The 12,647-nt window shown below is 58.1% G+C and carries 12 protein-coding genes; 9 read left to right on the forward strand and 3 right to left on the reverse strand.

The genetic code is table 11. The annotated features are described in order from the left end of the window. The first annotated feature begins 7 nt into the window (after positions 1 to 7). The 5 genes from AAFN83_RS07605 to AAFN83_RS07625 all read left to right on the forward strand — a co-directional run bounded on the left by AAFN83_RS07605 (position 8) and on the right by AAFN83_RS07625 (position 5,452). Positions 8 to 1,003 carry an SPFH domain-containing protein gene (locus AAFN83_RS07605; protein WP_347768325.1) on the forward strand — a complete coding sequence of 332 codons (996 nt, stop codon included), beginning with the start codon at positions 8 to 10 and terminating at the stop codon, positions 1,001 to 1,003. Positions 1,004 to 1,130: 127 nt separating this feature from the next. Further along, complete coding sequence (locus AAFN83_RS07610; protein WP_347768326.1) at positions 1,131 to 1,406, forward strand: nucleoside triphosphate pyrophosphohydrolase; 276 nt, start codon at positions 1,131 to 1,133, stop codon at positions 1,404 to 1,406. After that, a complete protein-coding gene (locus AAFN83_RS07615; protein WP_347768328.1) occupies positions 1,403 to 1,828 on the forward strand; it encodes an Rrf2 family transcriptional regulator in 426 nt (141 codons plus the stop codon). The genes AAFN83_RS07610 and AAFN83_RS07615 overlap by 4 nt, the downstream gene beginning before the upstream one ends. 63 nt (positions 1,829 to 1,891) lie before the next feature. After that, entirely contained in the window at positions 1,892 to 2,551 is a 660-nt protein-coding gene (locus tag AAFN83_RS07620; protein WP_347768329.1) for a DsbA family oxidoreductase, read from the forward strand. 114 nt (positions 2,552 to 2,665) lie between these two features. Further along, positions 2,666 to 5,452, forward strand: a complete 2,787-nt coding sequence (locus tag AAFN83_RS07625; RefSeq protein WP_347768330.1) for a glycoside hydrolase family 3 protein — start codon at positions 2,666 to 2,668, stop codon at positions 5,450 to 5,452. 129 nt (positions 5,453 to 5,581) lie between these two features. On the opposite strand, the gene AAFN83_RS07630 is transcribed toward AAFN83_RS07625, so the two are convergent. Together AAFN83_RS07630 and AAFN83_RS07635 are read right to left on the reverse strand one after the other, a co-directional pair. Further along, the gene (locus tag AAFN83_RS07630) at positions 5,582 to 7,867 is read right to left on the reverse strand and encodes a M56 family metallopeptidase (protein ID WP_347768332.1); all 2,286 of its coding nucleotides are present in this window, start codon (positions 7,865 to 7,867) and stop codon (positions 5,582 to 5,584) included. Then, positions 7,864 to 8,241 (reverse strand): BlaI/MecI/CopY family transcriptional regulator, encoded by a 378-nt coding sequence (locus AAFN83_RS07635; protein WP_347768334.1) that lies wholly within the window; start codon positions 8,239 to 8,241, stop codon positions 7,864 to 7,866. The genes AAFN83_RS07630 and AAFN83_RS07635 overlap by 4 nt, the downstream gene beginning before the upstream one ends. Positions 8,242 to 8,465: 224 nt before the next feature. On the opposite strand from AAFN83_RS07635, the gene AAFN83_RS07640 reads away from it, so the two are divergent. The 3 genes from AAFN83_RS07640 to AAFN83_RS07650 all read left to right on the forward strand — a co-directional run bounded on the left by AAFN83_RS07640 (position 8,466) and on the right by AAFN83_RS07650 (position 11,233). Beyond that, positions 8,466 to 8,951, forward strand: a complete 486-nt coding sequence (locus tag AAFN83_RS07640) for a GNAT family N-acetyltransferase (protein ID WP_347768335.1) — start codon at positions 8,466 to 8,468, stop codon at positions 8,949 to 8,951. A 121-nt stretch (positions 8,952 to 9,072) separates the two neighbouring features. Further along, positions 9,073 to 10,437 carry an NADP-specific glutamate dehydrogenase gene (gene gdhA / locus AAFN83_RS07645; protein WP_347768336.1) on the forward strand — a complete coding sequence of 455 codons (1,365 nt, stop codon included), beginning with the start codon at positions 9,073 to 9,075 and terminating at the stop codon, positions 10,435 to 10,437. A 52-nt stretch (positions 10,438 to 10,489) separates the two neighbouring features. Beyond that, positions 10,490 to 11,233, forward strand: a complete 744-nt coding sequence (locus tag AAFN83_RS07650) for a suppressor of fused domain protein (RefSeq protein WP_347768337.1) — start codon at positions 10,490 to 10,492, stop codon at positions 11,231 to 11,233. Between the two features lie 106 nt (positions 11,234 to 11,339). On the opposite strand, the gene AAFN83_RS07655 is transcribed toward AAFN83_RS07650, so the two are convergent. Beyond that, positions 11,340 to 12,008, reverse strand: coding sequence for an NAD(P)H-dependent oxidoreductase (locus tag AAFN83_RS07655; RefSeq protein ID WP_347768339.1), 669 nt, complete (start codon positions 12,006 to 12,008; stop codon positions 11,340 to 11,342). Between the two features lie 141 nt (positions 12,009 to 12,149). Here AAFN83_RS07655 and AAFN83_RS07660 point away from each other — a divergent pair, with 141 nt between their 5' ends. Continuing rightward, positions 12,150 to 12,539, forward strand: a complete 390-nt coding sequence (locus AAFN83_RS07660) for a winged helix-turn-helix transcriptional regulator (protein ID WP_347768341.1) — start codon at positions 12,150 to 12,152, stop codon at positions 12,537 to 12,539. Positions 12,540 to 12,647 lie beyond the last annotated feature (108 nt).

A 12,647-nucleotide genomic window follows, 5' to 3' on the forward strand; every position in this document is an offset into this window, starting at 1 on the left:
GAGCAAGATGGTCTTTTTCAAAAATCAGTTTTCCAACGTGGTGGAATGGGAAGAGTTCCGCGATGACATGATCTTCTGGAAGTGGAGCAACCGGGAAATTAAGAAGGGCAGCAAGCTGATCATCCGTCCGGGGCAGGATGCCATCTTCCTGAACAACGGCAAGGTGGAGGGGATCTTCCAGGAGGACGGCTCCTTCAACATCGAGTCTGAGATCATCCCGTTCCTGTCGACGCTGAAGGGCTTCAAGTTCGGCTTTAACAGCGGCATGCGCGTGGAAGTGCTGTTCGTCAATACGAAGGAGTTCACGGTTCGATGGGGAACGCAAAATCCGGTGCTCATCCCGACGCCCCAGCTTCCGGGCGGGATGCCGATTCGCGCCAACGGTACGTTCCAATTCAAGGTGAGCGACTACGTTACGCTGATTGATCGAGTAGCGGGCGTGAAGGAAAGCTACCTTGTCGAGGACGTCAAGCTGCGCATCACGGCGGTGCTCGATCAACTGCTCATGAAATGGATCAGCCGCGAGGGCAAGGACATGTTCAACCTGCAGGCGAATGCTTATGAGATCGCGAAGGGCATTCGCGAGGACCTCGACATGCAGGTGATGGACAGCGGGCTGTCGATCACGGGCTTCCAGGTGATGAGCTTCAATTACCCGCAGGAAATTCAGGACATGATTACGAAGACCGCTTCGCATGAAATGATCGGAAACCTGCAGAAGTACCAGCAGGTGAGCATGACCGACGGCATCGCTTCAGGCAAGGTGAAGGGAGGGGGCGCAGCCTCGGACATGGCCGGCATGATGATGGGCATGAACATGGCCAAGGAGATGCTGAATAACCTGAACCCCAACAACGCCGGGCCAGCCAATGCCGGTGGCGCGGGTGCGGCGAATGCTCCTGCCGGAGCGGGCGCTGGACAGAAGCCGAACTTCTGTCCGAACTGCGGCACGAAGACGTCAGGGGCGAATTTCTGCTCCAATTGCGGCACCAAGCTGGCCTAGTCGTCCGCTTAACAGAACCGACGGACATCCCCACACCTTAGCGATGGCTCGACGCCATCCGATGCCGACACTCAGGCGGCCAAGGGTGGAGGATGTCCGTTTTCATTGGGAAAAGGAGAGTACAACCATGAAGACCTACCCCAAGCTGGTTCGGGACGGCATTCCCGAGATCATCCGAGAGAGCGGCCGCGTGTGCCGTACGCGCGTGCTGGAAGAAGCCGAATACCGCGACCAACTGAATGCCAAGCTAAGGGAAGAGGGGGAGGAGTACTTCGCCGCCGAAAGCCGGGATGAGGCATGGGAGGAGCTCGCCGACATGCTGGAGGTGATTCGCTTGACAGGAGGAATAGTTGTATCTAATATGGTTACAGGTGTTGAATGTGGAGGGAGGGCGAGAGGATGACGGGAAACAGCCGATTTGCCGTGGCCGTGCACATTCTGTCGCTGTTGGTGACCCAACGTGATGAGAGGCTGTCCTCGGATCGAATAGCGGAGAGCGTAAACACCAACCCGGTCGTCATCCGGCGGATCATAGGCATGCTGAATCGAGCGGGGCTTGTGCAGACGATGCCCGGCGTAGCGGGAGCTCGTTTAACTCGATTGCCGGAGGAGCTGACCCTTCTGGACATTTACTGGGCCGTTCAAGACGATCCGAAGGAAGGGCTGTTCGCCATTCATGAGCATCCGAATCCGGACTGTCCAGTCGGTCAGAACATTCAGGCCGCGCTGCAGGGAGCCTTTTGCCGAGCTCAGACGGCCATGGAGAGAGAACTCAGCCAAGTTACCTTGAGTGATATGATGCAGGCGATCCTTTTCCCTGCCTAGTTTTTTATCTATAACCTGTAACAAAAATGGTTACAAATCGTTCCTTCCAAGGAGGAGATTCTGATGACGCTCAAGATTCAAGTGTATTCCGATTATGTCTGCCCCTTCTGCTACCTGGGCAAGGGTCCGTTCGAGGAAGCCATTGAAGGAAAGGATGTGGAGGTGGAATGGATGCCGTTCGAGCTGCGCCCCTATCCGGCCGAGCCTCTCGATCCATGGAACGATCCTCCCAAGAAAGCGGCTTGGGATTCGACCATTGCTCCATACGCCAAGCGGTGGGGAGTGGACATGAAGCTTCCGCACGTTTCGCCCCATCCGTATACGCATCTCGCTTTTGAGGGCTACCAGTTTGCGCTTGAGCGCGGATTGGGCAAGGCGTATCACGACCGCGTATTCCGGGCCTTTTACGGAGAGGAACAGAATATCGGAGAGCCCGAGGTGCTGACTCATCTGGCGGGGGAAGTGGGGCTGGATGAAGGGGAGTTTCGGCAGGCGCTCGCGGAAAGGACCTACAAGCAGGCTCACCAGGCCGCGCTCCGGCACGCATACGAGGCGAACATTCGGGCAGTGCCGACCTTTTTCATTGGAGATCAGGTGATCCAGGGCATTGCGGGCAAGGAACAGTTGGAACGGGTTATTGAGGATCAACTGAACAAGCAAGCGCTGGAAGCATCCGAAGGCCCGGAGGGATTATCCTGTGATGCGGATGGAACCTGCCGCTGAGTTCGACAATCCTTCGATTTTTTTCGGCAAGCCTCTCTGGTTTTTTCGACAGGAACAAGGTAATCTTGATAGGACGCTCGATCAGTTTTTGAAGACAATCAGGAGGATGGACATTTGACAACGAAGAAATTGGGGATTCCTTTGGAAGGCTTTGCGGAGTTCAGCCGGAAGGTTGCCGCAGAAGGCGCAGTTTTGTTGAAGAATGACAGTCAGTTGCTGCCGCTTCGGGATGGAGAAACCGTCTCGGTATTCGGCCGTACGCAGGTGAACTACTATCGCAGCGGTACGGGATCCGGCGGCAGCGTGCACGTAACCTATACGACCAACCTGCTCGACGGACTCAGAAGCAAGGCGAACATCCGCGTAAATGAAGAGCTCGCTGCCGTATACGCCAAGTGGATTGAAGCCAATCCGTTCGACAACGGAGGCGGAGGCTGGGCTGCCGAGCCTTGGCATCAGAAGGAGATGGTGCTCACCGATGAGCTGCTGGCGGGTGCACGGGCGAAGTCGGACAAGGCGATCATCGTCATCGGACGAACCGCCGGCGAAGACCAGGACAATGCCGACACAGCGGGCAGCTACCAGCTGACTCCGGAAGAGAAGACGGTCCTGAAGCAAGTGACCACTCATTTTGAGCGGACGATCGTGGTCTTGAACGTCTCGAATATCATCGACATGAGCTGGCTGGATGAACCGGATTACGTTCACCCGATCGGCGCGGTTATCTACTCCTGGCAAGGAGGAATGGAAGGCGGCAACGCTATCGCAGACGTGCTGGCGGGGGAAGTAACCCCAAGCGGCAAGCTGACGGACACGATTGCCTATTCCATTGAAGACTACCCTTCCACCGTCAACTACGGCAACGAGCACAAGAACTTCTACCAAGAGGACATCTACGTCGGGTATCGCTACTTTGAAACCTTCCATCCGGAAAAGGTTCATTTTGAATTCGGATATGGGTTGTCGTATACGACCTTCTCGGTAGAGACGGAAGCCGCGCATCTTGTGGTGGAGGGCGGGGAAGAAGTCTTTGAGCTTGCGGCCCTCGTCACGAACACCGGCAGCTCGTATGTCGGCAAGGAAGTCGTGCAAGTGTATGTCGAAGCGCCGCAAGGTAAGCTCGGCAAGCCGGTTAAGGTGCTTGCGGGCTTCACAAAGACGCCAGTGCTTCAGCCCGGACAAGCTCACCGGGTTACGGTACGGGTCCCGCTTGCATCGCTCGCCTCGTATGACGACAGCGGCGTGACCGGCCATGCCTCGGCGTATGTGCTGGAAGCGGGAACGTACCGCCTCTTCGTCGGAACGAGCGTGCGAAAGCTCGAGGAGGTCCTCGTGGACGGTCAAATCGGCTATGCCCTGGAGGAGCTTCGCGTGGTCGAGCAGCTCCAGGAAGCGGGCGCTCCGACGGAGGCCTTCACCCGTATGGTACCGGGAGCTCGCCGCGAAGACGGCACGTATGAACTGACGTATGCGGCGGTTCCTCAGCGTAGTGTGTCCCTCGCAGAGCGAATCGAGAAGAACCTGCCGGAGACGTTGGCGCCGACCGGCGACCTTGGCCACAAGCTGCAGGACGTGCGGGCTGGCAAGGTCAGCCTGGAAGCCTTCGTCGCCCAACTGAGGGATGAAGACCTCGCCGCTCTCGTGCGCGGAGAAGGCATGAGCAGTCCGCTCGTCACGCCGGGAACGGCGTCTGCCTTCGGCGGCGTGACCGATCGCCTTGCTGCCTTCGGTATTCCGGTCGCCTGCACGGCGGACGGTCCGTCCGGCATCCGCATGGACAGCGGACACAAGTCAACCCAGGTGGCCATCGGCACGCTGCAAGCTGCGACCTGGAACGTCGAGTTGGTGGAAGAGCAGTATGTTCTGGAAGGCCAGGAGCTCGTGCGCAACGAGATCGACGCTCTGCTCGGCCCGGGCATGAACATCCGCCGCAGTCCGCTGAACGGCCGGAACTTCGAATATTTCTCGGAAGATCCGCTGGTGACGGGAGTCTTTGCCGCTGCCACGACGCGCGGCATACGGAAGGGCGGCTCCAATTCCACGCTCAAGCACTACGCCTGCAACAACCAGGAGAAGCATCGCAGCCGCGTGGACGCGGTTGTCTCCGAGCGCGCTCTTCGCGAGATTTACCTGAAGGGCTTCGAGATTGCCGTGAAATCCGGCAACGCCAACTGCATCATGACGTCCTACAACCCGATCAACGGCCACTGGGCTGCGTCGAACTATGACCTGAACACGACCATACTCCGCCAGGAATGGGGCTTCGAAGGCATCGTCATGACCGACTGGTGGGCGATGATGAACGATGTAGTCACAGGCGGAGAGCCGAGTGCCAAGCTTACGAATGCGATGGTGCGGGCGCAGAACGACCTGTACATGGTCATCAGCAACTACGGTGCGGATATCAACGCCAACGAAGACAACACGCTGGAATCGCTGGCGAACGGCACGCTGACGCGAGGCGAGCTGCAGCGCTCGGCGATCAACATCTGCCGCTTCATCATGGAAGCGCCGGTGTTCTCCCGTGAACGCAAGACGGCAGAAGCGGCTCCGACCTTTGCTGCCCATTCGACGCTTGCGCCGGAGAATGCGCAGTCGCTGGCCGATGATGGGCAAGTGAAGCCGAACGTGGACGGCCCGACCTATTTCCGGGCGGAAGAAGCCGGAGAATACTGGGTGGACGTGAAGATGAAGTCTCCAGGTGCGTTCCTCGCGCAAAGCGCCTGCAACGTGACGCTGAACGGAGAGCCGCTCACGACTGTTCAGACCAACGGAACGCAGGATAAGTGGGTGCGTCAGCGCCTCGTCCGAATCGCCCTTGAGGTCGGGACATACGAGATGAAGCTTGACTTCGTCAAGCCGGGTCTTGAGATTGATACGATCGAGTTCAAGCAAGCGTAAGGGATTCGATCTGGAATACCGGAATCGAATGCAAAAAACCGCCTCTTAACCAGAGGCGGTTTTTTTGTGCATTTCGGAGCCGGAGGCCAACGGATGGAGAAGCTTAAGGAAAAAGCGCGTGTCAGGGCTTCAGGGTTTGACCTCCCACTGGCCGACGAACGGATCGAGCTTGACCGTGAACGCCTTGCCGTCCTGCACGACATCCAGGAGAACGCTGCCATCGCCTTCGAAGCCCGCAAAACCATCGTCTGCCGCTGCCGGCTTCAGTCCGGCTGCTTTCAGAAGCGGTTGGATCAGCCCTTGCAGCGCAGCCTGATACTTCGTTCCATTGGTGAGCTCATACAGGCTAGGCGCTTCCTCGTTAACGAGGTTAAAGAGGGGGGAGCCTGAGGTCTGGTCGTGTACCGTGCCGGTAAGCGGATTGACCTTCAGGATCAGAGCTTCCCCGCCGTCCGTCGGAGCTGGGAAGGAGACGGTATAGTGGACCCCCTCGCGATCCTTGCTAAGTGTCCAATCTTGAACAGGAAGCTTGCGCTTCAACTGCTCCCGAATGGCTTCTTCCCGAAGTGGCAGCGAGAAGTTCCCGCCGTAAGAAAGAGCGGCGGCTTGAAGCTTCAGGGAGTGGTCATACTCCACCACCACCTGAACGGGAAATTCGCTCATGGAGGCTTGCCCGGCGAGAAGGGAGCGAAGCCGTCCATCCGCGACGTCATAAGAAACGATGGAGCCGAAACCGACTCCGTTTCCCCAAGAGCTCTTCCCATAAGTGTATACCCGGCTCACATGCTTTCCGTCCAGCTCGACATCCACATCCGTGTGGTCCTCATGAACTGTGATCGAAGAGCGGATGCGTTTGTTCAGGGCCTCGATCGGGTCCTGGACCGGCAGTTCCTGCAAGGTATCCGCCCGAAGAATGTGCACGTCATGCACCGAAACGCCGGTTCCGCTGCCGATCGGCACGTGGACGACGATCTCCGGCTGACCGTCTCCGGTCACATCCGCTTCCTCTAGTGATGGAGTCGCACCGGCTCCTCCATACCTCCACAGGTAGGCTTGCTCCTGATCACCTGTCTTTATCGTGAAGGAATGGTCCATCCCCAGAGACGAAGAGTCGACCGGCTTCACTGTGAGGGTGTACTTCCCGGATTGAAGCGTTAGGGTGTCTTCGGAGGCTGAGGCGGCTGTCGGAGCCGCAGATGCGGATGGACCCGAAGGGGGAACCGAGGATGCCGCGGCAGACACCGGGGACTGGGTGCCGCTGAGCTTGGCCCCGGTCAAGGTGCAGCCGGTCAAGACCAAGAGGGCCGCGAGACCGGCTAGCGTACTGGCGAGGGATCCTTGTCTCGGTTTGGCAATGAGTGTCATTCGTCTTCGCAGCTCCTTTCGGCTCGTGGACATGCGAGCTGCCTCGATGAGAAGCAGCGGAGAGGCCAATCGTTCCGCCAGCTTCAAGATGGTGAGGCCGTATTCCTTGCGCTCGCCGGGAGCGAGCCGAGTCATGGCAAGTGCATCACAGGCGGTCTCTTGATCCTCTCTCATGAGCCGCAGCGCGGAATGGAGGAAGGGATTAAACCAATGGGCCGCAAGCAGCAGGCCGGCGATGAGATTGAGCGGGATGTCCCGCCGTTTCACGTGAGCGAGCTCGTGCAGGAAGATGTGGCGCACCTCTTCTATGCGGAGGGTTTGCCAGCAGGAGATGGGCAGCAGCAGCTTCAGGCGGAACGGGCCGAACAAGGTCGGCACTCCAACGCGGTCGGTCTGCAGCAGGGCAATGGGCCGGGTAACCTTCATCTCGCGGCGGCATTCCTCGAACAGCCGCTGGATATCCGGCGACGGGGTGGCTGCATCCGAACCGATGCGAGCGCGGAAGCGCAGGCCCGTGACGGCCATCGCCGTGAGCAATGCGCCGCATCCGGCCAACCACAGCATGGCTGCGACCGTGAAGGCGGGGAAAGGGATGCGGGTGGCGCCGATTACCGGATCATCGGCCGTCGGATTAGCGGCAGCGGGGGCTTCCCCTGCCTCTTGCAAAATTGACGGGGATAAGGGTGTTTCCCTAGATAGGCTGGCCGGTGCAGAAGAGTTCGGCAGAGATTCACCGGGGGATGAAGGGACGAGCGTCCGCGGAATCATCAACCGTCCCCAATCAAGTGTCCCGTTTGCATCCGTCTGCCCGAGTTCAAGATGGCTTTCCAGGGGCAGCAGATTGAAGACGCTGACCGGGCTTGCCGGGGTCCACGGGAGAAGGAGCCGGAGCAAGAGGGGAAGCCATAGCAGGTAGAGCCAATCGGGGGAGATTCGGTTTCGCAGCAGTCGGCGGACAGCCAGAAGGAGCAAGATGAGCACGCTCGCCATGGCGGAGAGCAGGAGCGTCTTGGCGAATACGGTTTCCAAAAGCGCTAGCACGGCCATCATTCCTTTCGCTCATCCAGAATCTTGCGCAGCTCGGCGATCTCCTCTTGGGAGAGCTTCTCCTCCCGCAGAAAATGAACCAGCATCGGCTGCAGGGTTCCGCCGTAAATCCGCTTCAGGAACGAGTGAGTCTCTGACTTCACGCAATCCTCTTCACGGACGAGTGGAAAGTAAGCATAGCTGCGTCCTTCCTGGCTATAGCCGATGGCTCTCTTTTCGGTCAGCCGCTTGATGAGCGTCCGCACCGTCTTCGGGTTCCAGTCCCTTTTTCCATCCAGGGCATCGATGATTTCGTTCGCACTTTGCGGGGAACGCCCCCACAGCACCTTCATGATCTCCCATTCCGCATCCGAGATGCGAGGCAATTCCGTAGGCACGGCCATTCTCCTCCTGAAATCTTACACGTGTAATCCTGATAGTTGAATCCTACACTTGTAATCCATTCATGTCAAACCCTCATTAAAGAAACTCCGCACCGTTCCCTCTGGTTGCACAATCCGCAGACAAAATTCGTCGTGAAGTGGAGAATTTTACAGATAAAGGATCGCTTAGACTGTTATAGTAAGGGGAAACGCATCGAAAAAGGGAAGGAGGAGGCTGAATGAGCGAGGTCACTGCATCTCGAAAGATGACTCGGGAGGAGTACCGCCGTTACCGGGCCGATGTCGTGGAAAAGTACAGGATCGAGTTGGTGAACTCGGGCTTCAAGGAGAGTGACGAAGCCGAAGCGTTGGCCGAGGCAGAGGTGGACAGGCTTCTTCCGAAGGAAACGGTGTGTGAGCATTTGCACATCATGGCGAACGGGCAAGGCGAAGAGGTTGGGTTTCTCTGGTACGAGAAGAGGCAGATGCTCGAAACGGAAGTGGCGTTCATCTATGACCTGTTCATCTATGAATCGTTTCGCCGAGCGGGGTACGGACGTATGATCCTGACCTATCTGGCGGAGAGATCCGAGTTGGAAGGGTTCCGTAAGCTTGTTCTCAACGTCTTCTCCAAGAATACAGCCGCGAATGCGTTGTACGAGCAGTTGGGCTTTGAGGTGCTTGCCGAGAGCGCCGGGCAGAAGGCCATGGTGAAACACCTGTAAGCGCGGGTATTTTATCTGGTTGTCACACTGAAAGCTTCTTTTTGGTTGCCGATCCATCTCATGATTTGCGAAAATGTAGGAGTATGTATTCCACATCAGATCAAAAGGTGGTCGAGCGAAAATGGCAGCAGAAAAGGAAGCACAGGCAAGAGAGTACATTGAAACCGTCTTTGAGACGGTACAGCGGCGTAACCCGAACGAGACGGAGTTCCACCAAGCGGTCAAGGAAATGCTGGACTCGTTGGCTCCCGTGCTGGCCAAGCACTCGATCTATCAGGAGCAGGGCATCCTCGAGCGTATTGTCGAGCCGGAACGGCTCATTTCTTTCCGTGTCCCCTGGGTGGACGATCAAGGCGTCGTGCGGGTGAACCGCGGATTCCGTGCTCAGTTCAACAGTGCCATCGGACCGTATAAAGGCGGACTGAGGTTTCATCCGTCGGTGAACGCCAGCATCATCAAATTCCTCGGCTTCGAGCAAATATTCAAGAACGCGCTCACCGGTCAACCGATCGGCGGCGGCAAGGGCGGCTCCGATTTCGACCCGAAGGGCAAGTCGGACGCCGAAGTCATGCGGTTTGCGCAGAGCTTCATGACGGAGCTCTATGCCCACATCGGGCCGGATACGGATATTCCGGCGGGAGACATCGGAGTAGGCGGACGGGAGATCGGCTTCCTGTTCGGGCAATACAAGCGCATTCGCCGGGCTTATGAGGCGGGAGTCCTCACAGGCAAGGGCCTCGGGTACGGGGGCAGCTTGGCCAGAACCGAAGCAACAGGCTACGGCTGTGTCTACTTCGTGCAGGAGATGCTTGCCTCGCGCGGCCTCGGCTTCGAAGGAAGCACCGTGGTGGTCTCCGGCTCGGGCAACGTGGCGATCTATGCGATCCAGAAGGCGCAGGAGCTTGGGGCGAAAGTGATTGCCTGTAGCGACTCCGGCGGCTTCATCCACGATCCTGCCGGCATTGACCTGGAGCTGGTGCGCCGCTTGAAGGAGCAGGAGAGGAAGCGCATCTCCGCTTACGTGGAGGAGCGGCCCGGCGCCACGTACCACGAAGGCTGCGACGGCATCTGGTCGCTCGCCTGTGACATCGCGCTGCCGTGCGCCACGCAGAACGAGCTGGATGAAGCAGCCGCCCGCGTGCTGGTTCAGAACGGCGTGAAGGCAATCGGCGAAGGCGCCAACATGCCTTCGACGCTGCAGGCCACGGAGGTCTTCCTGGAAGCCGGCGTGCTGTTCGGCCCGGCGAAGGCGGCGAATGCCGGCGGGGTCGCCGTCTCGGCGCTGGAGATGGCGCAGAACAGCATGAGGCAGGCGTGGAGCTTCGAGGAAGTCGACGCGAAACTGCATGGCATCATGAGAAGCATCTACCAGCAGGCGGTGGAAGCGGCCGAGGAGTTCGGGCATCCGGGCAATCTGGTCGTAGGCGCGAACATTGCCGGCTTCCGCCGGGTAGCGGATGCCATGCTGGCTCAAGGTGTGATTTAATCCGCTTCGCGGGGTAAGAAAGAGGAAGAACAACGCATGAGGAGGAGAAGGCATGTCAGAACCGTCGGAGTATTCCCCATCCGGCCAGCCGATCTACCGGCATCAAGGTCGTGAAACCGAGGAGTGGAGAGCCCCGTCTTACGGCAGGGAAGGGTGGAGCGAGCAGATCGAGGCTCATTTCGAGAAGCACATCGGGAAATCGGAGGGCGTCTTCCACGAAATCCTGTCGGACACCATTCACGTGGACGTCCATGTGATTCCCCCGTCCGCAGAGCGGGATTATACCGTACTCTTCACGACCGGGATGAGCTATCTGCCCATGACGACGCCCGAGGAGCTGCCGGATTACCGGTTTGCGGAGCTGATGATCGCCTTGCCTTCCTCATGGCCGCTGACCGATGATGCCTTCCAGGATGAGAATCACTACTGGCCGATTCGGTGGCTGAAGATTCTTTCTCGCCTGCCTCACGAGTACGAGACCTGGCTGGGCCCGGGGCATACGGTCCCGAACGGAGATCCGGCCGAGCCGTTTGCGTCCCGCACCAAGCTTAGCGGCGTCATGCTGATGCCGCCGACGCTCGGCGGACCGGCTTTTCCAGAGCTTAAAATGGACAGCGGGGAGACCCTGCGCATCTACAACGTGCTGCCGCTCTATACACAGGAGATGGATCACAAGCTGCGTCACGGCGCAGAAGCGCTCATGGAGAAGCTGGAGGGTCCCTCCTACCGCGAGGTGGTAGACCCGAACCGCCGCCCGGCCGTCAAGAGCTCCTTCTTCTCGTTTTGGAAGAAGTGAGACTGTCCGGCATTGAAACAAGCGAAAGCGCGAGGAGCCGTTAGGCCTCTCGCGCTTTCGCTTGTTTGTCGTACGTGGATCGCCCGACTGGCTTCCCCGGCTCAGCTCAGTCGATAACCTGAACGACTTCCTCACGGGTAAGCCGAGTCTTCGGATACGGCTCCACGGCCCGATAACCGAAGCCGGCCATCACCGAGACGCCGAAATGCTCCGAATCGAGGAGCCCCTCTTCCGCCAGCAACTGGTCCACAGCGGCGCGATGGAACCCTTCGATCGGGCAAGAGTCAATCCCGAGGAGAGCAGCCGCGGTCAGCATGTTGCCGAGGGCGATGTAGGTTTGCTTGGAGGCCCAGTCGAATAAGGCACGATCGCTTTCCAAAAGCTCGAAGTTGTTTTTCTGGAAGTTCTCGAACGAAGCCAGCTTCATCCCGGCGACCTCGTCAGACAGATGCTGGACGTCCTTCATCATGTGCTGAATGTAGGCGGAGCCGTAATGAGTATCGGGCTTTTTGCGCGCGAGCAGGATGACGAAACGGCGGGCTCCCTTCAAGCTGTTCTGCGCTCCCCAGGCAATCGGCCCGAGCTTATCTTTCAGCTCCTGACGGTTCACGACGAGAAATTTCCAAGGCTCAAAGCCATAGGAGCTGGGAGACAGCCGGGCGGCCTCCAGGATGACCTCAAAATCTTCTTCGGGGATGGCTTTCGAGGAATCGAACTGCTTGGTCGCGTGGCGGAATTGAAAGGCGTCGAGAATCTGCTTGCGGACGTCTGACATGGAACAACCCTTCCTTCTTCGGTTTTGGTATCAGTATAGACGGTCGCGATTCAGAATTGAAGTACGCAAAACTTTGGTACATAATATACAAATAGAAACGTAGGTATCTTTTTTTATCCTAAAGTTCAAGGGGGAATGAAGATGGATCGTCGAACGCGCTCGTCTGCTTCAGCTGTGCCGCCGTGCGCGGTGGAGACGACTCTCCGCATCATGAGCGGCAAGTGGAAGGGCGTCATCCTGTACCGGCTGCTGGCGGGAAAGAAGCGGTTTAACGAGCTGCAAAAGATGATGCCCGCCGTGACTCATCGGACGCTGACGCTGCAGCTTCGCGAGCTGGAGGAGGACGGGATTGTGAAACGAACCGTCTATGCCGAGGTTCCGCCCCGTGTGGAATACGAGCTCACTGAGCTGGGCTTTACGATGGAGCCGGTCATCCGGGCGATGTATGATTGGGGAACGTTCTATAAGAGCACGCTGCCTGGTGAAGATGCGCCCTCCCATTCTTGTGATCAAGAGGGAAAAATGGGATGAGGTGTGAAAAATTAAGAAAATATGGACGATATGGACAAACCTCCTCGTGTGGGAGGTTTGTTTTTTGCTATAATGGACGAGGTCTTATGGATATATCTGTATCTGTAG

It is taken from the genome of Gorillibacterium sp. CAU 1737 (genome assembly GCF_039888655.1).
Classification (GTDB): Bacteria; Bacillota; Bacilli; order Paenibacillales; family NBRC-103111; genus Gorillibacterium.

Excerpts from the sequence above, each read along its gene's own strand:
- AAFN83_RS07605 (WP_347768325.1), top strand. The coding sequence starts at position 8 with ATGGTCTTTTTCAAAAATCAGTTTTCCAACGTGGTGGAATGGGAAGAG.
- AAFN83_RS07610 (WP_347768326.1), top strand. The coding sequence starts at position 1,131 with ATGAAGACCTACCCCAAGCTGGTTCGGGACGGCATTCCCGAGATCATC.
- AAFN83_RS07615 (WP_347768328.1), top strand. The coding sequence starts at position 1,403 with ATGACGGGAAACAGCCGATTTGCCGTGGCCGTGCACATTCTGTCGCTG.
- AAFN83_RS07620 (WP_347768329.1), top strand. The coding sequence starts at position 1,892 with ATGACGCTCAAGATTCAAGTGTATTCCGATTATGTCTGCCCCTTCTGC.
- AAFN83_RS07630 (WP_347768332.1), bottom strand. The coding sequence starts at position 7,867 with ATGATGGCCGTGCTAGCGCTTTTGGAAACCGTATTCGCCAAGACGCTC.
- AAFN83_RS07640 (WP_347768335.1), top strand. The coding sequence starts at position 8,466 with ATGAGCGAGGTCACTGCATCTCGAAAGATGACTCGGGAGGAGTACCGC.
- gdhA (WP_347768336.1), top strand. The coding sequence starts at position 9,073 with ATGGCAGCAGAAAAGGAAGCACAGGCAAGAGAGTACATTGAAACCGTC.
- AAFN83_RS07650 (WP_347768337.1), top strand. The coding sequence starts at position 10,490 with ATGTCAGAACCGTCGGAGTATTCCCCATCCGGCCAGCCGATCTACCGG.
- AAFN83_RS07655 (WP_347768339.1), bottom strand. The coding sequence starts at position 12,008 with ATGTCAGACGTCCGCAAGCAGATTCTCGACGCCTTTCAATTCCGCCAC.
- AAFN83_RS07660 (WP_347768341.1), top strand. The coding sequence starts at position 12,150 with ATGGATCGTCGAACGCGCTCGTCTGCTTCAGCTGTGCCGCCGTGCGCG.